Genomic DNA, 21,766 nt, shown 5'->3' with positions numbered 1-21,766 from the left:
ATACCTGCTAGTCCATCTCCACCGGCACGATGCCCAGGAGGCCGAAGCAGACCGCCCAGTACACGACGTAGAGACTGAGCAACGTCACGCCGTGCCAGCGTCGTAGCTGCCCTGTGGACAGGAAGTACGCGGACAATCCGGTCAGCAGCAACAACGCCGGCATGTGCACGGTGAACACGCTCGAGTGCACCATGACACCACCTGCCAGCAGGATGATGCCGAGCTTGCCGGTCACCGAGAACACCACGCTGCCGATCACGTTGGCCACACCGATCTCCGGTGCACCACGCCGAGCCGGCTCCACCGTCAGGAAGATGTCCTCGATAGTGAGAACCAGCGTGGCGATCGTGGCACCGAAGAGGGTCGCCTCGAGTCCGTACTGCTCGAGGATTCCCTCGGTTCCCTCACCGGTGGCCCAGGCGCCCGCGACGATACCGACCAGAGCGAGGAGCGCCAGCGCCAGCCCGGCCCAACCGTTGAGCTTGCGCGCCTCCGAGAACGGCATCGCGTCCGAGAAGTCCTGCCCCTGCGTCGGATCCTTCGGCGGTTCCTGCGTCCGAGGGGGCGACACCAACGTCGCGGTGCCTCCGCCGCTCTCGCGTGCAGCCGCATAGGACTCGTAGAGCTCGGCGTCCCGGAAGATCGGGCGTTCCCCGCGGGTCTCGCGCACCACCATGTAAGCCAGGAAGGCACCGAACACCAACACCAACACGATGCCGGTGATCGGATTCAGCGGGGTCAGCGCCACGAACCCGCATACCACCAGCGGCGAACAGGCGTACAGGATCAGATAAATACGTGGGATGTTGACCTTCGTCGGCACCAGCAGCGCGGCCAGCGCGAGCACCACGCCGGGCAGTGAGAGCGCGGTGCCGAACACCAGCCCCAGTGCCGCCCCGTCGAGGTCCTCCATGTTGAGCACGAGCCCGAGCGCGATGTCGTCGAACTCGATACCGGTGAAGACGATGGCGAGCAGGAACACCGATATTCGGAGTCCGGCGGCCACCCCCACGAGGTATCCGATCAGTTTCTCGGCGCTGTAGATGAGAATCGCAGCTCCGACGACGAAAAGGGCGATGGATTCCATGGCACCTCGAACTTCTTCGGTCTCGGCGGGACGGAACTCGCTCGCCAGCCGGCGAACGTTGTCCCACCTTGGCTCCGCCCCAGCGGACGGGCAACGCTCGAGGCACGGACGGGCGGCGCTGTGCAACAGGCGGAGGCCACACGGTAACGAGCGGCGGCGCCTCTTCGAACGCCCGATAGGCCGGAAACCCACTGCCGCAGCAGGCTCTCCACAGCTGCCACTCATGCCTGCGGACCACAGTATCGAACTCCGGGGCCTACGGCCGACTAGCGCAGCGTATCGCCCGAACGATCCAGCCATCCGGGTCATGCAACAGGAAACCAGCCGTGGGGCTCGGGTCGAACCCGGGCCCCACGGCTGGCCGATACGACGAATCAGCGAAGATCGAACCGGTCGAGTTCCATGACCTTCACCCATGCGGAGACGAAATCGCGAACGAATTTCGCGCTCGCATCCTCGCACGCGTAGACCTCGGAAAGCGCCCTCAGTTCGGAGTTCGACCCGAATAACAGGTCGACCCGGCTCGCGAACCATCTCACCTCACCGGTGTCGCGATCGCGGCCCTCGTAGTTCCCCGGTCCGCGCGCCTCCTGGCTCGGCACCCACTCGGTCCTCATGTCCAGCAGATTCACGAAGAAGTCGTTCGTCAGCACCCCCGGCACCGGTGTCAGCACGCCGACCCGGGAACCGCGGTGGTTGGCGCCGAGCACGCGCAGTCCCCCGATCAGCACGGTCATCTCGGGCGGGCTCAGGGTCAGCAGATCCGCCCGCTCGACCACCGCGTGCTCCGGCGGCATGCGCAACTCCGGGCCCACGTAGTTCCGGAAACCGTCCGCCTTGGGCTGCAATACGCCGGACCATCCGACGTCGGTCCATTCCTGGGTCGCATCGGTGCGGCCCGGCCGGAACGGCACCTCGATCTCGTAGCCGCCTGCCGCGGCGGCGTATTCCACCGCGACACAACCTCCGAGCACGATCAGGTCGGCCAGGGAGATCCGCTTGTCTCCCCCGCAGGTGGCGTTGAACCGCTCCCGGACCGAATCCAGCACGTCCAGGACCACGCACAACTGCTCGGGCTCATTGACCGGCCAGGTGCATTGCGGTTCGAGGCGAATCCGCGCCCCGTTCGCCCCGCCGCGCTTGTCGGTGTCGCGGTATGTCGACGCCGAGGCCCATGCGGTTGTGACAAGCTGCTCCACCGTGAGACCGGATGCGAGTAGTTCACGTTTCAGGGCCGCGATGTCGTCGGCGTCCACGATTTCGTGGTCCGGCTCCGGAACCGGGTCCTGCCAGAGCAACCGCTCGTCCGGGACGAGTGGTCCCAGGTAACGCTGGACCGGCCCCATATCGAGGTGCGTCAGTTTGAACCATGCTCGCGCGAACGCATCCTCGAACTCGTCGGGATGTTCCAGGAAGCGCCGCGAGATCGGCTCATAGGCCGAATCCTCCTGCAGCGACAGGTCCGTGGTGAGCATGACCGGGTGGTGCTTCGTGTCCGGGTCATACGGATCCGGCACGGTATCCTCGCCTTGGCCATCGCTCGGAATCCACTGCCACAATCCGGCGGGACTGAGTTCAATGTCCCATTTGTACTCGAACAGCGTCTCGAAGAACGTGTGGTCCCAAGTGACGGGCGTGCGCGTCCACATTCCTTCGAGCCCGCTCGACGTGGTGTCCGGCCCCTTACCGGTGCCGTCCGAGTTGGCCCAGCCGAGGCCCTGCGCCTGGAGCGGCGCGGCCTCGGGTTCGGGGCCGAGTTCAAGGACCGGGTCCACGAGCCCGTGGGTCTTGCCGAACGTATGACCGCCGGCGATCAGCGCGACCGTTTCCTCGTCATCCATGCCCATCCGCTGGAACGTCTGCCGGATGTCGCGGGCCGCGAGCACCGGATCGGGGTTCGTGGCGGGACCCTGCGGATCGACGTAGATCAGCCCCATGTCGCTGGCGGCCAGGTCCTCGTCGAGGTCGCGGCGACCACTGTGCCGCTCATCGGCCAACCATTTGTGTTCCGGGCCCCAGTAGGCGTCGTCGGGCTCCCACACCTCGCCGCGACCGCCGCCGAAACCGAACGTCTTGAAGCCCATCGACTCCAGCGCCCGGTTACCCGCGAAGATCATCAGGTCCGCCCAGGAGATCTTGCGGCCATACTTCTGCTTCACCGGCCAGAGCAACCGGCGCGCCTTGTCCAGGTTGCGGTTGTCCGGCCAGCTGTTCAACGGAGCGAAGCGCTGCATTCCGGCCGCGGCCCCACCCCTGCCGTCACTCATGCGGTAACTGCCCGCCGCGTGCCAGGCCATGCGCAACACCAGCGGCCCGTAGTGCCCGAAGTCGGCAGGCCACCAGTCCTGCGGGGTCGTCAGCACCTCGTCGACATCGCGCGCGAGCTCGTCCAGGTCCAGCGTGTTGAACTGCTCGGCGTAGTCGAAATCCGCGCCCAGCGGATCGTTCGAGGGCCCGTGTCGACGCAGTCTCGTCAGGTCGACGCGACAGGGCCACCAGTCATTGACGTTGCCACTCGCCGTCGGATGATTCCGCCGACGGTTCGGGCGCCCCTCGTTCAGAACCTTGTCGTACGTGCGGTACACGTGAGTGTCGGGATTCTCCGGCATTGGTGTCCTCCCACATCGCACCGAGCGCGAACCGTCGCTCGCCTCGACACTGCGCACCGGGTGAACCGCGACCACACGAGCTCTCGGCCACCCGTGACCGCTTCGGTTCGACCTCGATGCGGGCTCGACCGAAAGCGGCTGCTACCTCAAAAGTACTGCGCTACCCACTGGTCAGCAGCAGGTCAGCGGAACAAGACCAGCGGTACCGACCGGCGACATGCCGCAGAGCAGGCTGGAAGACGCGGCGACCGCCCGCCCGATGACCGAATCCTGGGGGCATGCTCACCGTCGCAGCTCGCTTCCGCCGGATTCACCCGCCCACGTCCGTGGAACTCGCGAACAACCCGGCCGACATGTTGTGCAAGGCTCCTGTGCGGTGACTGTTCCGCACAGGAGCCTTGCACCCACGTAGCCGTGGTCATGGCGGGCCGTAGCCGCCCGCCATGACCACGCGAACTCGAGAACACGGTCAGTGCAGCTCGACCGTCAGCCCCGGTAGAAGTAGCCGGTGGCCTCAGCACACACCTCGACGACCGTGTATTCCGGCGTTTCCCACATCATATTTTCCTCCTCGTATTCGGCATACCCGTTAACCGGACAGCATGATCCGCCGGTCTCGAGGCCACCACCTCGAAACGTCACGGCTCGAACGAGCATCCGCGACCGCTCGGAGTTCCTGCAACAGAGATAGGACCAGTGGCCGGTAACCCGTGCCGAACGGCGGCTCGCGCGACACGATCGGAGTGACCGGCGTCACCAGCGGTGCACCGCCCGCCGTCCGGGTGATCACGACGCCCCAGGCGAGCCCCAGCCGCAGCGCACGTACCGCGGCGTTCAGACGAGCTGGTTCGCCGCGCCCGACCGGCGTCCACGCGCGGCCACTACCAGGCTGAACCCGCTCGATCGTAGCCCGGTCGGAGCAGTGCCGCACCGTCATCCGGGAAACGTCGACCCACGCGACAAGTCAGGACACGATTCCCCAGCACTCGCGACACGGAACCGGCCGAACACGCCCGCCGAGCGGCCCACGCCGGCGGCCAACGCTCCTCACCTCGCCCGGCGGCGGGATGGCGGTAGGCCGCGATCGCGACCGCCACGGCACCGCGACCGGCTGTGGCACCGCGTTCGGCGATGCCCCAGGCAGGGCAACGTCAACGTCCACGGCCGGCCACGGCATCGGCGACGTGTCAATGCAGCGCGACCCCCGAGAAAAATCCATTCTTAAATTCTTCGAATTACTTCCCATAAGGTACTTAAATGACGATCCGACGGAGGCCGATCCACTTTTCGACAGAGTTCGGATTAGACTCGGGTCGTGCGAATTTATCTTGGATCCGACCACGCCGGTCTCGAACTCAAGGAACATTTCGCGGTCCGGCTCTCCGGCCTCGGCTACGACGTCGTCGACGTTGGACCGGCCGTCTACGACGCCGAAGACGACTATCCCCCGTTCTGTGTCGAAGCGGCGCGGCGCGTCGTCGCCGACGAGGGCAGTCTCGGCCTCGTCATCGGCGGGTCCGGAAACGGGGAGCAGATCGCCGCGAACAAGGTGCCGGGTGCCCGCGCGGCGCTGGTGTGGAACGTGGAAACCGCCAGGCTGTCCCGCAAGCACAACAATGCGCTCCTGGCCGGCCTCGGCGCGCGGATGCACACGACCGCCGAGGCCGAGCACATCGTGGACGCCTTCCTCACCACCGCGTTCGAAGGCGGCCGTCACCAGCGCAGGATCGACCTGCTCTCGGACTACGAGCGCTCCGGCGAACCGCCCGCCCTGCCAGGGTGATCAAGCGTCCGGCCGGTGGCCCCCGACACCGCCGGCCGGACACCTCGCGGCTCACGGCGGCTGGACGAGTCCGAGCCGCCGTTCGATGCCTTCCCACGAGCCGGCGTCGTCGGAGACCGGCCGGCCCTCGTCACGTGCGGCCCACGCTGTGGCGACGACGGCCTGCAGCAGCGCGCCGTTGCCGAGGCCGTTGCCGTTGCCGTTGCCGTTGCCAAGGCCGTTACCGGAGCCCGCGTCGTCGGCACGCGGGATGAGTGGAACGCCGCCGGGCCCGAGTTCGAGCAAGTGAGCGGCAGATGGGCCGGGTACGGCCAGCGCCGGCGCGAGGAGACCGCCGACGTCGGCGGCGACGTACGTCGGACGCAGTGGCCGCTCGGCCAGCGCCAGGTCGCGAAGTCGGGAGGAACCGCTCAGCACGAACAGCGAGTCCAGGCCGGCCGCATTGGCGCCTTCGATGTCGGTGTGCAGCAGGTCCCCGCACACGAGGGTGTCCTGCGGTGCGCTGCCGAGCCTGGACCGTGCCAGGTCGAACAGGGCCCGCTGCGGCTTGCCGACGACGTGCGGCTCCGCGCTGGTCGCCGTCTGCACCAGGGCGACCAGCGCGCCGTTGCCGGGCGCTTTCCCGTACGGCGTCGGCAACGTGAGGTCGAGGTTCGTGGCCACCCAGGTGGCTCCGCCCTCGACGACGCGGCCCACAGCGGCCAATTCGGTCCAGGTGATGTCGATTCCCAGTCCCTGTACGACGGCCTCGACGGGCGCGTCCTCCAGCTCGGCGACGCGGACCGGGGTCAGTCCCGCTTCGGCAAGGGCGTGGGCGACTCCCGGTCCTCCCACGGCATACACACGCCCTCCTCGCGCCAGGCGCTGTGCCAGATAGGCGGCCGCCGCCTGCGAGCTGTTGACCACCGACCATCCGCCGGGTGCCAGGCCGATTCCGCGGAGATGATCGCCGACACCCTCGGGTGACCGGGACGCGTTGTTGGTCGCGAACACAACGGGCACACCGTCGGCCGTCAACCGGGTCACGGTTTCCACCGCGTGGGGGACCGCCGCGGCACCGCGATAGACGACACCGTCGAGATCACAGATCAGGCCGCGGTAGCGAGCGATGAGCGGCTCGGCCAGGCCCGACACGGTGGCGATCTCTTTCGTCATGCGTATCAGCACTCCTCGTGGGTGCGGCCGGTCGGCACCGGCCTGACCGTCGCGGCCGGACCACCCGGGAGACCACGGGCGGGCCGCTCCGGCGGTACCGGCGTCGCGCTTCCTGCGGTTCCGGCCTCAGCCGACCGCCTGGTGCTCCGACCGGACCGACCGCACGATGCCCGGGGTCGAACACATCACCGTCGACTCGGTCGTCGTGCGGTCCGGGTAATGACCGACGCCGCGCAACAGCTCGTTGCTGGTCACGCCGGTGGCGCAGAACAGGATTCGCCCGCCCCGCACCAGATCCTCGGTGCGGAGAACGCGATCGGCATCGCGGCGCACACTCTCCCGCCGGTCGGCTCCTTCGGGCCGGAGTAGGGCCTGCAGCGAACCGCCAATGCAGGTCAGGGCGGCAGCGGCGAGCACGCCTTCCTCGCCACCTCCGGTGCCCAGCAGCACGTCGATCGGGCTGTCGGGATGGGCTGCAGCGACGGCTCCCGCCACCTCGCCGCCCTCGACCAGGTGAACCCGCGCACCCGCCTCCCGGATGTCGCGCACCAGGTCCCGATGCCGGGGCCGGTTGAGCACGGCAACCGTCACGTCCGACGGAGTGCAACCCTTGACGGCCGCGATCGCGCGCAGGTTCTCCGCCACCGGCCGGTGGATGTCGACGACGTCGGCGTGGTCGGCGCCGACCACCAACTTCTGCATAGGCACGGCCGGTGGCGGGTCGTACATCGCGCCGCGCTCGGCCACGGCGATCGCCGTAATCGCGTGCGGCACGTCCCTGGCCGTCGACAGGGCGGCCTCGCCCACGGAGACGCCGACATCGCACGCAGGGCCGGTGCCGTCACCGATGACGGCTCCCTTCGACAGCGCAGGTGCACCGTCCGTCCGCTGCGAGCCGAGCACGACGACTCCCCGCATCGGCACCGGCAGGATGTACTCGTGCATGGCCGCCAAGGCCGCCGCCCCGCCCGCGTCGTCGTCGCCGTGCCCGACCCACCTGCCCGCCGCGATCGCGGCCGCCTCGGTCACCCGGACCAGTTCGAGCGCGAGCGTGTGATCGGGCCCGTCGGTGCCGTCCGACAGGATCGGTCCCAGCTCTGGCGAACGGGCGCGGCCGGAACGTGCGCGTATGTCCCACTGCTGACTTCTCATCGACACCCATCCACTCGGGCCGGCGACGGCGCGTGCCGGGTCACCAGCCTGCGCGCCGGTTGCGCCTCTCCGGCCGGGACCGCAGAAGCACGGTTGACCGGATCGGGAACCGCGTCACCGATCCGGTCAACCGTTTGTCACGTCAGGAGGTCAGCGCGCCGACGCGTTCGCGACGGCTCGCTCGGAGAGCGCCTGCTGCGCGGCCGCCTCGTTCCCGTTGACTCCTCGCCACGCCTCCAGCGCGGGGCCGACGAGCGCCCTGCCGAACGAGTAGGTGAGCTCCCAGGGAAGCGAATCCAGGTTCTGCATCGCCGCGAGGTTCTGCGTCGCGACCTCGGGGCGCTGCCCACCGGACAGGAACGCGATGCCCGGCACGGAGGCCGGCACGGAGGCCCGCAGCGCGTCCACGGTGGCCTTGGCGACCTCCTCGACCGACGGCTGTTTCAGGCTCTCCGACCCGGCGACGACCATGTTCGGCTTCAGGACGATGCCGTCGAGCTGCACCTGCATCAGGTCGAGCTCGTCGAACACCCGCTCCAGCACCGAGGTCGTCACCTCCTGGCACTTCGACAGCGAGTGCGCACCGTCCATCAGCACCTCGGGCTCCACGATCGGAACCAGGCCGCCCTCCTGGCAGAGACCGGCGTACCGCGCCAGGCCGTGCGCATTCGCACGCACCGCACGGTCCGTCGGCTGGTCGTCGCCGATGTTGATGACCGCGCGCCACTTGGCGAACGTCGCACCGAGGCGCACGTACTCCTCGATCCGCTCCCGAAGCCCGTCGAGGCCCTCGGTCACCTTCTCCCCCGGGGCGCCGGCCAACGCCTTCGCACCCGTGTCGACCTTGATCCCGGCGAGAATTCCGATGTCCCCGAGATACTCCGGGAACGTGCGCCCGTTGGACAGGCTCTGATGGAATGTCTCGTCGGCGAGGATGATGCCGCTGATCGACTCGGCGAGCTGCGGGGTCGTGACGATCAGCTCGCGGTACAAGCGGCGATTCTCCGCCGTCGCCTCGACTCCGACCTGCTCGAGTCGCGAGGACATGGTCCCGATACTCTCGTCGGCGGCAAGGATCCCGCGCCTGTTGGAGACGAGCGTACGCGCGATCTTGTTCAGAACTGACATTGAGCTTTGATCCTCCTGGCTTGGTGCCGAGAGTTCGGCAGGTTCACGAGTTGTTCGGCGTTCAGGTCATCGTTTCCATGGACTGCGAACGTAAGAACATGGTTCTTGCGGCATCTGCCTCCGCGATCACGTTGCTCCCGAGCTCCGAAACGCCGTCGACAGGCCGTAACGGGCTTCCCTTCTTCGCGGCGATCTCGACGAGCTCACGGGCATAGCCGGGCAGCGGCCGGGTCTTGCTCCACACCGCGTGAATGGGCTTCGCCGGCATGTCCCGATCGAGGGGCACCCAGTGCAACCGGCCGTCCGCGAGCTCGGACCTCACGGTGGAGACGTTCAGCACCGCCGCACGCTGACCGGCCGCGATCGCATGCTTGATCGCCCCGTTCGAGGGGAATTCGAGATAGTTCCGCGGGCCTCGTGCGGCCCCCAGCAGTTCCTCGGTGAACTCGCGGATGGCCGAGCCCCGCTCACGGACGACGAGCTGAGCGTCCGCCAGCTCCTGCACCGCCGCGGGACCGGGCCGGGTGGCCCACGGATGGCCCGACCCGACCACGACGGCCAGCCTGTCGTCACAGATGTACTGGGTGATCAGGTCTTCGCGGGACTGCTTCGGCACGAGCCCGCCGGCCTCACACCAACCGTCGATGAAGGCGAGGTCGACATGGTTCGCATGGACCAGCTGGCGGAGCGTGTCGACCTTGCCGGTCTGCACTTCGACCCGCACGTCGCCGAACGCCGCACCACCGCGGCTCAGCCATTCGGGAATCAGGTTCTCCGAGATACCCGGGCTGCTCGCGAGCCTCAGACGTTTCGTCTCCGAAAGCGACGATCCGGAGCCGAACTCGAGCAGCTCGCGCGCGGCGTACATCACGTTGCGGGCGTACTCGGCCAGAGTCTTGCCGTCCTCGGTCAGCTTGGAACCGGTCGGCGAACGTTCCAGCAGCCGGATCCCGAGGCGCCGTTCCATGGCGCTGAGCCGGATGCTGGCAGCCGGCTGCGACAAGCTGTGCGCTTGAGCCGCCTTTCCGACGCTGCCGTAGTCCTCGACCGACAGCAGCAGATCCAGGTCGGCGAGCTGCGGCATCTTCGACGGGAGAACCACGATTTCACCTCTCGTTCCATCGGACGTCGCGGACGCCACCTTCGGCCGGGCCGCTCGGCACGCGACGTGCACACCGGCCGTCCTGCGACACTTGTCGAACACCGAACATCGGTTGCTGGCGAGTTCACCCAACTCCCGGCGAGCAAGCCTCGCACCACGTCTTCTCGGTGTCGCGGTTTCCGTGTCGCAGCACGTGCATCCGCGACGGTCCCCGGCGTCCATCCGTTCGTTCCACCGCCTGCAGTTGTCGGTGACACCTGCGCTGCGAGACGTGCCAAGAGCGTGCACGGGCTCCGAACACACCGTCAATCAGTTGTGCACGAACGCGCCGCGTGCAGACACGAACGGCGGGAAGCCGGTTACCTACGGGGCGCCGCACATGCCGGGCGGTTCCGCCGAACCCCGTTCCTCGAGGACTCCGCAACCAGGTTTCCACCCGGCCGAGACGTCCCTCCTAACGCACCAGAGTCCCGGGTTTCCCGACCGCTCCCCGGAACTCGTTCAGCCCGGAACGACCGGAAAACCCCGCAGGTGTGCGGAGAATCGTTTTCTCCCGAAGCAAGGGGAGCACGGCCGTGTGCTTCCCTCCGTCACCGCGACGCAGCCATTCGTCCTCGGCCTGATTCCGCTCGTCGCACACCGGTCGCCAACGGCCGGCCGCCTGCACGAGAGTGTGCGACAACAGGAATCCCCTTCGAGAACGTCGAATCACCCGAGCGGTCGCCGCACCGGTTCCCGGCCACGCAACCCGGCCGGGTAGACGTTCCGTCCGATCGGATCGGACTTACGCCGTCCGACCGGGTTCCGGTCAGTCCTGTGCGTCCGCCGCGTCGCACGCGCGCGCCGCCCGGATGGTGAGCAGCTCGGCACGTTCCTCCCGGACAACCTTCAGTACGCTCTCCGGAAGCGGCTTGCGTGCGAGAAACCGGTCCGTTTCGTCGAGCACGGACTGCTCGATGTCGGTGAAGCAGGGATACAGCGCGCGTGCGAATGCCGACAGGAACTCGGTCTCGGCGGTGCCGGCCATGTATTCAAGAGCCTGCCAGTAGCGATCCGCGAACGGCGTGAGCAACGTTTCCTGTCCCGGCTGCCGTAGCCCTGCCATGATCGCCTGCCGCTCCGCCAGCGAGTGGTCCCCGCTGAACAATCGTGTCCATGCCTTTTCCTTGGCGGCGGGTGAGGGCCATGCCGCCTCTGCCGTCAAGGCGTTCCGGCGACCGTAGTCACCGGGGTCGGCCTCCATCGCGATGTCGACCAGGTCGTCGATGTCGCCTCCGGTCTCGGCGAGCCGGAGCAACGCCCGCCACCGCAGATCCCGATCGGCCTCCAGGCCAGCCCACGGGGGCCGGCCACACACGATGTCGCCGAGGAGGCCGTGATCGTCAGACCGAACGACACCCACCAGGGCCCGGGCGAACGCCAACTGGCGGTCGCTCCCTCCGGCGGCACACACCAGGTGTTCCCGCAGGCTGCGCGCCAGCACCTCGAGCGTGTCCCGCCCGGTGGCCGGGTCCCCGTACACCCGTAGCGCGCGCGACGCCCGTTCCAGGAGAGCCTCGAGGATACCGACGTCGGTCTCCCGCGTTCCGTGCGCGAGAACGGCCGAGGCGTAACTCCGCGCCGACAGGAGGGCGTCCTGGACCTCGTCCCACAACGCTCCCCACATGACCGCGCGTGCTCGCGGATCGTCCACTGCGGACAGACTACGGAGCGCCGCGCGTCGCGAGCGAGAGTCCAATCTGGTCTTCACATGACTCACGGCATCGGCGTTCGGCAGCAGCAGGTCCGGTGCCGGGCCGTCGAACTCCGCCAGAACGTGCTCGCATTCGGGAGGACCGAGCGATACGTGCACGGGCGTCCGCGGCACCAATGCGGCGTCCCGATAGTCGAACGCGGCGACCCGGAGCGTCAGATGACGCGGATCGACACCCGGGTCCGACTGCTGCACCACCCGGTCGCCGCCGTCACCGCGGCACACTTCGACCGTGTTGACGCCGGGACGCAACAGCCATTCGTCCACCCACCGGTCGAGATCCTCGTTCGACACCCGCCGCAGCGCCGCCACGAAGTCATCGAGGCCGGCATTACCCCACGCGTGCGTCTGTAAGTACGCCCGCATCCCCACGACAAAGTTCTCCCATCCGACCCGTTCGGCGAGGTCGCGGAGCACCGCCGCGCCTCGCCGATAGACGATCGGGCCGAAGTTCGACCGCGCCGCGTCGGTGTCGGCGGTGCCGACCCGAATCGCGTGCCTGGTGGGAAGTTGGTCGGCGCGGCGTGCCAACGGCATGTCGTGGTGCGCGAACGAGGTCCAACCCTCACCGTACGCCGTCGCTTCCGGCTGGGCGACGACCGCGAGCATCGTCGCGAACGCCTCGTTCAGCCACAGGTCGTCCCACCAGCGCATCGTCACGTAGTCGCCGAACCACATGTGCGCCATCTCGTGCGTCAGGAGCGAGGCCCGCCGTCGTCTCGCGTCCTCGGTGACCCGGTTCCGGAACAGGAACCGCTCGTTGAGCGTCACACAGCCCGGGTGCTCCATTCCGCCGAACGCATACTCCGGCGCAAAGACGTGGTCGTACTTGGCGAACTGGTACGGCAGATCGAACAGCCCGCCGTAGAAGTCGAGGCCACGGCGGATCACGTCGAACACCTCGGGTGCTTCGACGGTGAGTTCGTCGTAGAGCGAGGGGCGCGCGTACAACGCCAGGGGCACGTCACGATGCCGGGAACGCAGCACCCGGAACGGACCCGCAGCAAACGCCACCAGGTAGGTCGGCAACGGCGGCGTACGTTCGAACCGCCACGTCGACCGGTCGCCGCCTTCCACCGTCGGCGACTCCACGGGGTCGGTGTTGGAGACGACCACCCAGGACGGGTCGACCGTGAGCGTCAGGTCGACCGTCGCCTTCAGATCGGGCTGATCGAAGCACGCGAACACGGTGTGCGCCGCGAACGGCTCGAACTTCGTGTGCACGTAGACGTTACCGTCGAGCGGGTCCCGGAAACGATGCAGGCCCTCACCCGTGTGCGAATAGGACGCGGAACCGGACACGCGTACCGAGTTCCAGCCTTCGCGCACGTCCAGCCGGACGCGCCGGCCGTCGTGGGCGTCCGGGCCGGATCGGTGGCCGTTGCAGTCGACCGACTCGACCTCACCGGTGAAATCGAGCTCGAGCCGCGCGCCCCCGGAGCTCGAGTGGAAGCCGACGACCGTCGTTGTCGCGAATGTCCGGTCGCCCACGGTGAGGTCGAGCTCGACTGCGTAGTGCACATCGGAAATCACGGCCGAACGCGCCACGGCTTCGTCATGCGTCAGCGCACTCCTCGCCGCGACACCGGCAGCGGTGTCGGCATCGCCTCCCATGCTTCACGACCTCCGTGCCGACACGGTCGGCCTACGATAGACCAGCTGTTCCCGGTCCGTATCCGGATCCGCACCGTCGCCACCGTTGGCGCGGTCGAGCGCGTCCTGCACCAGGTGATGGTCGGACGAATGGATGCACACCGGATCAGTACGTCCGGCATCACCGGTCAGAGCGAAGGCCTGGCACCGGCAGCCACCGAAGTCCAGTTCCTTCCTGGAGCAGCTACGGCACGGGTCGGGCATCCAGTCAGTTCCCCGGAACGCCTGAAACGCGGGAGACTCCGCCCAGATCCACTTCAGATCATGGTCGCGGACCGAGGCGAACTCCATCGTGGTGATCTCCTCGGCCACGGGACACGGATACACGCGCCCGTCCGGCGCGACGGTCAACGCCGTCTGCGCCCACCCGCCCATGCACGGCTTCGGGTAGGGCTCGTAGTAGTCCGGCAGGATCCAGAGAAGCTCCATCCGCTCCGCGAGTTCGGCCTTCCTGCGCTCGTACACGGCGACCGCCTCGTCCAGCTGGGTCTTGCTCGGCAGCAGCAGCTCACGGTTACGCAGCGCCCAGCCGTAGTACTGGGTGTTCGCGAGCTCGAGTCGCTCGGCGCCCCACGACACACAGACATCGATGATCGCGTCCAGCCGGTCGAGGTTCACCCGGTGCAGGACCACGTTCATGTTCAGCGGCAGTCCGGCATCGCGGATGATGCGCGCGGCGGCCTCCTTCTTGTCGAACCGTTTGCTCGCCGCGACGAGGTTCGTCGACTCGGCCGTATCACCCTGGATGCTCAGCTGTGCACTGTTGAGCCCCGCCGAGACGAGCGACTCGGCACGGCGCTCGGTGAGCCCGAGGCCGCTCGTGATCAGATTCGTGTACAGCCCGAGCCCGCGACACTCGGCGACCAGTGTCTCCAGGTCGCCGCGCACGAGAGGCTCTCCTCCGGAGAAGTGGACCTGCAGCACGCCGAGCTCGGCCGCCTGCCTGATCGCCCGCAGCCAGTCGTCGGTGGTGAGCTCGTCGCTTCGTTCGAACAACTCCACGGGGTTCGAACAATAGACACAGTGCAGCGGGCACTGGTGCGTAACCTCGGCCAGCAGGCCGAACGGTTGCGGTATCCCGGTCATGTGACCACCCAGCCTCGTCCTCGTGCGTCCTTGAGGAAAGTCATGACGTCGTTCAACAGGTCGGTCGCCTCGAAATCCTGCTCGAGCTGCTCCACCACCTGCTGCACGGTCCGGTTGCCATCGCAGAGTCCGAGGATCGCCGCCCCGGACTTGTTCAGGAGCACGACTCGCTCCGGCAGCAGCAACAGCTCCACGTCGCGGACGTTGTCGTGTCTGAGCATCGCCTTGCTGGCCAGCCGAGGTTTGTCCGTCAGTTCGCTCTCGTCCATGATCAGCTCTTGCTGTACTCGAGTTGTACGGCGTCCAGCAGACTCCACAGCACGTCGCACTTGAACTCGAGTGCTCGCATGCAGGCGTCCTGCTGCTCCCTCGACGTCGCGTTCTCGATCACCAGCTCGAGCAGGTGCGCGATGTCCTTGGGCTGCTGGGTGAGCCGTGCCCGGAAGTACTCCAAGCCGTCCGACGCGATCCACGGATAGTGCCGCTCCACGTCGGAGATCCGCTTGCTGAGCAGGTCGGGCGCGAACAGTTCGGTCAACGCCGACGCCACGGACTCCAGCCACGGCTTCCGGCGGCAGAAATCCACGTAGGCGTCCACGGCGAATCGCACGCCGGGCAGCACCGATTCACCGTCGAGCAGTTCCTGCCTGGCCAGGCCGACGGCTTCGCCGAGCCGGATCCACTTCTCGATCCCGCCCTCGTCGCCGGTGCGGCCGTCGTGGTCGATGATGCGCTGGATCCACCGCCGCCGGTCGTCCCGGCCCGGCAACTTGGTCAGGATGAACGCATCCTTCACCGGTAGGTTCACCTGGTAGTAGAAACGGTTTCGCACCCACCCTCGAAACTCCTCTTCGGACAGAGTGCCCCCATGCATGCGTTCGTTGAAGGGGTGCAGATGGTGATACCGCTGCTCCCCGATCGCGCGTAGCTCCGCCTCGAATTCCTCAGCCGATCGAGCCTTCATACTTCCACCTCCAGGCCTGCTCGACCGACCTCGATACCCAGGTCCGTCAGCCAGCGCCGCTCTGTCGAATCCTCGTCGAGAACCGGGTTCGTGTTGTTGATGTGGGTGTAGATCTTCCGCCGTGCGGACAGGGCCGCCAGTCTGCGAGCCGACCCGTCGTCCCCGCTCACCGGCATGTGCCCCATGGAGCGCCCCGTCCTGCCGCCCGCGCCCCGGCAGGACATCTCGTCGTCGGTCCAGAACGTGCCGTCCACGAAGACGCAGTCAGCCGACTCGACCTCCTCGGCGAAGCTCTCGTCCCACCGAGGCAGCGTCGGCGCGTAGACGGCGGTCCCGCCCGTCACGGTGTCCTCCAACCGGTAGCCCACCTCCCAGTCCGACGGGCCGCGCGACGGCGATTCCCCGACGTACCGGGGCGCCTTGGAGCCGGTCACGAAGGCGGTGGCACGGAGCCGATCGTCCAGTGCGATCGGCTCGCCGATGCCGACCAGCGACCAGGACAGCTCGGCGTAATCGCCGAGCAGCTCCCTGATCGGGAAGTTCCCGCGCAACGCCTCCAGCACGGGATAGGTGCCGTACACCGTCAACGACGACCCCTCGCGCAGCATCAGGAGGCCGATGGTGTGATCGAATTCCGCGTCGGTAAGCAGCACACCGGCCACCGGGGTGTCCCGCACTCCGGGGCCAGGGTGCAACGCCGGATCCGCCGCTATCTGATGATGGACGTCCGGTGTCGCGTTGAGCAGAAACCACCGGTCGCCGTCGCCGGACACCGCGATCCCGGCGTGTTTCGTCGCGAGTTCAGGCTTGGCGCGCGCCTTGCGGCACCCTTCGCAGGCACAGTTCCATTGCGGATAACCTCCGCCTGCCGCAGCTCCGAGACAATGAATAAACACGACGCGAGAACAATCCTTCACAGACGGCGGCGACGATGGCGGGTCGGAACAAGAGCCCCGGTGTCAGCTGATTCGGAAGCGTGTCGGTTCATGGCGTCCTCCCTCGCATTCGACCACCGACGATGGCCGCAGAATGCAGGCGTCTTCGCCGGCGGAGGGTCGAGGCAGGGCGATCATCCGGAATCGTCGCACTGCGCTCGGCTTGTCGTCTCCCAGCTTCTTCCTCCTGGCCCGGCCTGGCAACGGATCAGGCATGACCGGAGACGAATCGCTGACGAACGGTGGGCAGGCCGTCACGGACGGGCCGCGCCGGCAGGTGGAGCGATCACGGCGGCGGCGCCGGAGGCGGAGACCCCGACACTCGGCCGTTTCGCGACCCGTTGACCAGCATCTATTCGAACGGAACAACAACGGCCCGAGCGGCCGTCCCGAGCGCGTCGACGATGTACCGGCAGCGGGAACCGTCACGAAGTGGTCCGCACGACCCGGCACGGGAGGCGGGTGCGGCCGAAACACATCGACCGCACCCGCCGGTACCCGGCAGTACCACACGCCGCCATCGGACGCGGGTTCCAGTCTGTTCCGAGCGACCGTGTCAACGGAATCAGAACGGTTATTGGTTGTGTGTATTGGGGGGTTGGGGTTTTTTATGTGCTGGTTGTTGCTGTTTTTCGGGGTGGTGGGTGATTGTTGGCGGGTCCGGTTTTTGTGTTTCTTCGGTGAGGAGTTTGTTGTGCGGTTGCAGGTGGCGTTGGATGTTGTGGATTTGCCGTCGGCGTTGACGTTGGCGTATCAGGTGTCTGAGCATGTGGACATTTTGGAGTTGGGTACGCCGTTGGTGAAGTCGGCGGGTATCGGTGCGGTGAGTGCGGTGAAGGCGGCGCATCCGGACAAGTTGGTGTTCGCGGATTTGAAGACTGCGGATGCGGGTGAGTTGGAGGCCGGGTTGGCGTTCGAGGCCGGTGCGGATCTGGTGACGGTGATGGGCACGGCTGATGACGACACGGTGCGGGGTGCGGTGGCTGCGGGCCTCAAGTACGGCAAGAGTGTGGTGGCGGACATGATCACGGTGGTGCAGGGCCGGGTGGATCGGATCCGTGAGGTGGCCAAGATGGGGGTGTCGTTCGTGGAGATCCATGCGGGTCTGGACGAGCAGGCGCGGCCGGGGTATTCGATCGAGACGTTGTTGGCTGATGGTCGTGAGGCCGGGGTGCCGTTCTCGATCGCTGGTGGTGTGGGTCCGGACACGATCGGTTCGGTGCGTGAGGCCGGTGCCACGGTGGCGGTGGCCGGTGGGGCGATCTACAACGCCCCGGACCCGGGCGCGGCCGCCCGCGAACTCCGCAAGCGCGCCAACGCCTGACCCACCACACCCACGTGCCCCCGGGCACCACAACCCGACATCCACCCACCCGCCGCCGAACGACGGTGATGCATCGTTCGGCGGCGCGGTGAGCCGTACCCGTAGCCGCGACCAGATCAACGCGACCAGACAAAGGAGTCGGCGTGAAAGGCACAGAATCACGAGTTCGGCTCGAAGGCGGCGCACCCGATACGTACTGCTCGTTGCTGCTGCAGGCCGCAACAGTACTGCGGATGCGTTACGTGGAAGCGCAACGCGAAACCTGTCTGTCCGCTGTGGAGGCCGACGGACTGGCGTACCTCTTCGAATGTGTCGCCCACAGTGACCCCGCGGGCGATCAGGTTGATCCCGAAGAGGCGATCGCCTTGGCACATCGCGTGATCGACAATGACCATCCTGAACTGTCTCCGCTCTGGCCGAAGGCCGCATAGCAGGCAGGCGCGGTTCTCCCGGCCCGCAGTACCGCCGACCGTCCCGAAGGGCGGCAGGCTCGGCATCGGGCCTACGACGATCTCGGCGTGACCACGGTGACCGAATTCTCCGGGGCATTCCAACGATGCCGGCTCCCGCCCATGGCGACCGATCCCAGACGGTCGCCGTACGGACCGCAGTCGAGGATCATTCGCAGCTCAAAGAGGAGTAACGATGGCCACTGAAGTTGCCAACGAGGCACCGGCCCGAGCCGTGCCCGAAAGCGACCCAGCCCTGATCGGTCTGCCCACCTTCATCGTCGGCGCGCTCGCACTCGCCCTGGTGCAGACCGGGTACGTTCCGGCCGACGCGGTCGGCGCCTCGATGGCGATCATCGTGCCCGCCACCGGCGTCGGCCAGTTCGTCGCCGCGCTGTGGGCGGTGGCCCTGGGCCAGGGTGCCGTCGCCGCGGTGTTCGGCGTGTTCAGTGGATTCTGGTTCAGCTACGCGGCACTCGTGCTCGGCCTGACCCACGGCTGGTTCGGCATCTCCGACGACGCGGCGATCGCCACCCAGGGTCTGTTCCTGGTGGCCTGGGTCGTGACGATCGGCGTGCTGACGCTGGGCACCCTGCGGCTGCCCGCAGCGTTCACGCTGTTATTCGCGTTGATCACCGTCGCGCTCGCACTCGTGTTGTACGGCACGGTGGCCGGACAGCCCGCCGCGATCACGACGGCCGGTTACGTGGCGTTCGTGTTCGCCGGACTCGGGATCTATCTGTTCATCGGTGCGCTCTCCACCGCGACGGGCGGCAAGCCCCTGCCGCTGGGTCGCCCGGTGCTGAGCTGAACCGATCCGAGGGGACCCGACGCCGGATGGGCGGCCGCACAGGCGCTGCCCACCCGGCGTCGGCTCATGCACACAGCCACCGACCCCTGGCGGCCAACCGTCACGGAATGGCCGTCAGCGTGGTGCCCAGGCTGCGGAGCGGTTCGGCGACGGCGGCCTCGGCGTCGACGGTCACCGCGGCACCGCGGGCCGCGGCCACCGCGGTGAGCAGGGCCGTGTACTGCACGACGAGTGGGGCCGAGTCCGCAGAGATCCGGGCCCGGCACCGGTCAGGCCCTTCGGCCACCACCTCCCCCGGCAGCGCGGGTACCCACCGGCGGGCCTCGGATTCGGGCAGCTCGATCGTCACGTGCGCGGTGTGGCGGTACGTCGCCGCGGCGAACGACTCCCTCAGCTGCGCCACGGCATCCTCGGGCTGCGGCCGCAGCGCGAACCGCCGCCCCGTGGCCGCGACATCGTGCATCCGGTCGAGCCGGAAGATCCGTGCAGCGTCACGCACGAGGTCGTGGGCCGACAGGTACCAACGCCCTTCGGCGAGGACGAGGCGGTGCGGTTCGACCCGGCGAGCGGTGTCGCGGCCCTTGCTCACGTACCGCAGTGACACGACCTCGGCGTCCCGGCACGCGGCCGCGAGCAGCGCGAGCCGGTCGGGGTCGACGCCTGGGAGCCCGGCGTCTGCGTCGCGAGCCGGTCCGTCCGCGTGGGCCCCGTCGGGCAGGTCGTCGGCGGGTACGCCGCGCGGCGGTGCCGCCACGATCGAACCCGCGGCCGCCAGGCGCGGCCGCAGGCGCGCGGGCAGCACCTGCCCGAGCTTGGCCAGTGCCCGCGTCGCGCTCTCGCCGAGGTCCGGGGTCACGGATGCGGCCGCGGCGAGCGCCACGCCGACGGCGACCGCCTCGTCGTCGTCCAGCACCAGCGGCGGGAGTCTGCCGCCCCGGCCCAGCCGGTAGCCACCGCCGGTACCGCCCGTGCTCTCCACCGGGTAGTCGAGCGCGCGCAGCCGGTCGATGTCGCGGCGCAGCGTTCGCGTGGTCACGCCGACCCGCTCGGCGAGTTCCCCTCCCGGCCATTCGCGCCTGCTCTGCAACAGGGCCAGCAGCCGCAGCAGTCTGCCGGGCATCTCCTGACGAACGGACATGCCGACCACACTGCCACGGCTCGAGGACAAGTTGTGTCCTCGAGCGTCTCTACGGTCGCCGTCATGACGAACACGACCGACTCGACCAGTTCCTCCTACGACACCGCCTCCTCCGGCACCGCCCCTTCCGGCACCGCCTTCCCCGACCTCGACGGCGCCCTCCGGCTGCCCGGCGACGACGGGTTCGAGGCCGCATGCGCCGGCTACCAGCGCGCCACCGTGCATCGGCCCGGTTGTGTCGTGTCGGCCCGGTCGACCGCGGACGTGCGCGCCGCCGTGAACCACGCGGCCGCCCACGGGCTGCACGTATCCGCCCAGGTCAGCGGACACGGCCTGACGACAGCGCTCGACGGCGGGGTGCTGGTCGACCTGCGCGGGCTGACGCGGGTCGAGGTCGACCCCGCCGGGCGCACCGCAAGGGTCGAAGGCGGCGCGACGTGGCAGCACGTACTCGACGTGGTGACCCCGCACGGCCTCGCACCGTTGTCGGGCAGCTCCCCGCGCGTCGGCGCGGTCCCGTACACGCTCGGCGGCGGCGTGGGACTGCTGGGACGGCGCTACGGCTACGCCGCCGATCACGTGCGCGCCTTGGAGGTGGTGACCCCCGACGGGGCGCTCCGCCGGGTGACGTCGACGTCGGAGAGCGCGCTCGAACGCGAGCTGTTCTGGGCGTTGCGCGGCGGCGGAGCCGGTGGCGGCGTCGTCACGGCGATGGAGATCGACCTCGTGGAGGTCTCCGAGGTCTACGGCGGCAGTCTGTACGTCGACGTGGCCGCGGCGGGTGATGTCCTCGAACGCTGGCGCCGGTGGACCACGTCGGTTCCGAACGAGGTCACATCCGGCGTTGCCATGCTCGTCTTCCCCGACGTGCCCGGAGTGCCTGCGGCCCTGCGCGGACGTCACGTCGCGCAGCTGCAGATCTGCGTGGCAACGGGCGGTGCGGAAGGGCTGCGCAGTGGAACGGGAGCGCGCGGTGGCGACGAGCTGCGCGGTATCGAAGGGATGCGCAGTGTCGAGCGGCTGCGTGAGGCGGTACCTGTCCTGCGGGACACGCTGTGCACCCGGCCGTTCTCGGATTCCGGTGCGATCTTCGACGAACCCGACCAACCCCACGCCTATCGGTCGCGGGCCGCGATGCTGCGGTCGCTGGATCCCGGCGCGCTCGCCCGGTTGCCCGCGGCGGTGGGACCTGCGGCGCCGGTGATGTGCGTGGCCGGTCTGCGGCATCTCGGCGGCGCGTTCGCGCGGTCACCGCGGGTGGCGGGAGCCATCGGGCACCGCGAAGCGAACTACCTCGTGTCCGTGCTCTCCCCCGTCGCGCCGACGTCGGAGGCCACCGACGCCGAGGTGGCGGCGCTGCACGCCGATGTGCTGACGCCGTTCGCATCGGAGACGCTCGGCGCGAACCTGTCGTTCTCCTTCGGCCCGTCGACGCCGGACGAGGTGCGTTCGGCGTTCACCCCCGCGACCGCGGACCGGCTGGTGCGGCTCCGGGAGCGGATCGACCCCAGCGGCGCGGTCCTGGCGAACCACACCCTCCCGACGCGGTGAGTGCCCCAAGGGCACGCGGCATCAACACAGCCACGCGTCAGCGTGTCGTTGAGGGGTGGTGGCCGGGCCGGCGGGCGGGGAGCCCA

17 protein-coding genes are annotated in these 21,766 nt (G+C 68.3%); 5 read left to right on the top strand and 12 right to left on the bottom strand.

The features are described from left to right. Positions 1-7: 7 nt before the first annotated feature. Both FB384_RS13990 and katG read right to left on the bottom strand, forming a co-directional pair. Positions 8-1,087: a sodium:calcium antiporter gene (locus FB384_RS13990; RefSeq protein WP_183783327.1), complete on the bottom strand. Its 1,080-nt coding sequence runs from the start codon at positions 1,085-1,087 to the stop codon at positions 8-10. A gap of 374 nt (positions 1,088-1,461) precedes the next feature. Further along, positions 1,462-3,696 (bottom strand): catalase/peroxidase HPI, encoded by a 2,235-nt coding sequence (katG, locus tag FB384_RS13985; protein ID WP_183783326.1) that lies wholly within the window; start codon positions 3,694-3,696, stop codon positions 1,462-1,464. Positions 3,697-5,011: 1,315 nt separating this feature from the next. Between katG and FB384_RS13980 the strand changes: the two genes are divergently transcribed. Continuing rightward, positions 5,012-5,479: a ribose-5-phosphate isomerase gene (locus FB384_RS13980; RefSeq protein ID WP_183783325.1), complete on the top strand. Its 468-nt coding sequence runs from the start codon at positions 5,012-5,014 to the stop codon at positions 5,477-5,479. 51 nt (positions 5,480-5,530) lie between these two features. On the opposite strand, the gene FB384_RS13975 is transcribed toward FB384_RS13980, so the two are convergent. The 9 genes from FB384_RS13975 to pqqB form a co-directional block, all read right to left on the bottom strand. Then, a complete protein-coding gene (locus FB384_RS13975; RefSeq protein ID WP_183783324.1) occupies positions 5,531-6,634 on the bottom strand; it encodes an HAD-IIA family hydrolase in 1,104 nt (367 codons plus the stop codon). A 126-nt stretch (positions 6,635-6,760) separates the two neighbouring features. Further along, positions 6,761-7,786: a fructose-bisphosphatase class II gene (locus FB384_RS13970; protein WP_183783323.1), complete on the bottom strand. Its 1,026-nt coding sequence runs from the start codon at positions 7,784-7,786 to the stop codon at positions 6,761-6,763. 150 nt (positions 7,787-7,936) lie between these two features. Continuing rightward, a complete protein-coding gene (locus tag FB384_RS13965) occupies positions 7,937-8,914 on the bottom strand; it encodes a class I fructose-bisphosphate aldolase (RefSeq protein WP_183783322.1) in 978 nt (325 codons plus the stop codon). 61 nt (positions 8,915-8,975) lie between these two features. Beyond that, the gene (locus FB384_RS13960) at positions 8,976-10,016 is read right to left on the bottom strand and encodes a LysR family transcriptional regulator (RefSeq protein WP_258935682.1); all 1,041 of its coding nucleotides are present in this window, start codon (positions 10,014-10,016) and stop codon (positions 8,976-8,978) included. Positions 10,017-10,824: 808 nt separating this feature from the next. Further along, positions 10,825-13,383 (bottom strand): aminopeptidase N, encoded by a 2,559-nt coding sequence (gene pepN, locus FB384_RS13955; RefSeq protein ID WP_183783320.1) that lies wholly within the window; start codon positions 13,381-13,383, stop codon positions 10,825-10,827. A gap of 3 nt (positions 13,384-13,386) precedes the next feature. Beyond that, complete coding sequence (pqqE, locus tag FB384_RS13950; RefSeq protein WP_183783318.1) at positions 13,387-14,508, bottom strand: pyrroloquinoline quinone biosynthesis protein PqqE; 1,122 nt, start codon at positions 14,506-14,508, stop codon at positions 13,387-13,389. Then, a complete protein-coding gene (pqqD, locus tag FB384_RS13945; RefSeq protein WP_183783316.1) occupies positions 14,505-14,777 on the bottom strand; it encodes a pyrroloquinoline quinone biosynthesis peptide chaperone PqqD in 273 nt (90 codons plus the stop codon). Before pqqD ends, pqqE begins: the two co-directional genes overlap by 4 nt. A 2-nt stretch (positions 14,778-14,779) precedes the next feature. Then, complete coding sequence (gene pqqC, locus FB384_RS13940) at positions 14,780-15,472, bottom strand: pyrroloquinoline-quinone synthase PqqC (RefSeq protein WP_183783314.1); 693 nt, start codon at positions 15,470-15,472, stop codon at positions 14,780-14,782. Beyond that, positions 15,469-16,368 carry a pyrroloquinoline quinone biosynthesis protein PqqB gene (pqqB, locus tag FB384_RS13935; RefSeq protein ID WP_183783312.1) on the bottom strand — a complete coding sequence of 300 codons (900 nt, stop codon included), beginning with the start codon at positions 16,366-16,368 and terminating at the stop codon, positions 15,469-15,471. The genes pqqC and pqqB overlap by 4 nt, the downstream gene beginning before the upstream one ends. A gap of 592 nt (positions 16,369-16,960) precedes the next feature. Here pqqB and hxlA point away from each other — a divergent pair. The 3 genes from hxlA to FB384_RS13920 all read left to right on the top strand — a co-directional run bounded on the left by hxlA (position 16,961) and on the right by FB384_RS13920 (position 18,991). Next, a complete protein-coding gene (gene hxlA, locus FB384_RS13930) occupies positions 16,961-17,731 on the top strand; it encodes a 3-hexulose-6-phosphate synthase (protein WP_323985231.1) in 771 nt (256 codons plus the stop codon). Positions 17,732-17,874: 143 nt separating this feature from the next. Beyond that, positions 17,875-18,162, top strand: a complete 288-nt coding sequence (locus tag FB384_RS13925; RefSeq protein WP_183783310.1) for a hypothetical protein — start codon at positions 17,875-17,877, stop codon at positions 18,160-18,162. 214 nt (positions 18,163-18,376) lie between these two features. Further along, positions 18,377-18,991, top strand: a complete 615-nt coding sequence (locus FB384_RS13920; RefSeq protein WP_183783308.1) for a GPR1/FUN34/YaaH family transporter — start codon at positions 18,377-18,379, stop codon at positions 18,989-18,991. Between the two features lie 100 nt (positions 18,992-19,091). On the opposite strand, the gene FB384_RS13915 is transcribed toward FB384_RS13920, so the two are convergent. Then, positions 19,092-20,129, bottom strand: coding sequence for a helix-turn-helix transcriptional regulator (locus tag FB384_RS13915; protein ID WP_221212731.1), 1,038 nt, complete (start codon positions 20,127-20,129; stop codon positions 19,092-19,094). Positions 20,130-20,192: 63 nt separating this feature from the next. Here FB384_RS13915 and FB384_RS13910 point away from each other — a divergent pair, with 63 nt between their 5' ends. Continuing rightward, positions 20,193-21,680 carry an FAD-binding oxidoreductase gene (locus FB384_RS13910; RefSeq protein WP_183783306.1) on the top strand — a complete coding sequence of 496 codons (1,488 nt, stop codon included), beginning with the start codon at positions 20,193-20,195 and terminating at the stop codon, positions 21,678-21,680. Positions 21,681-21,766: the final 86 nt, after the last annotated feature.

This window comes from Prauserella sediminis (assembly GCF_014195435.1).
Classification (GTDB): domain Bacteria; phylum Actinomycetota; class Actinomycetes; order Mycobacteriales; family Pseudonocardiaceae; genus Prauserella; species Prauserella salsuginis.
Note: the sequence above shows the minus strand (reverse complement) of the source record. Positions and strands in the feature narration are given on the sequence as shown.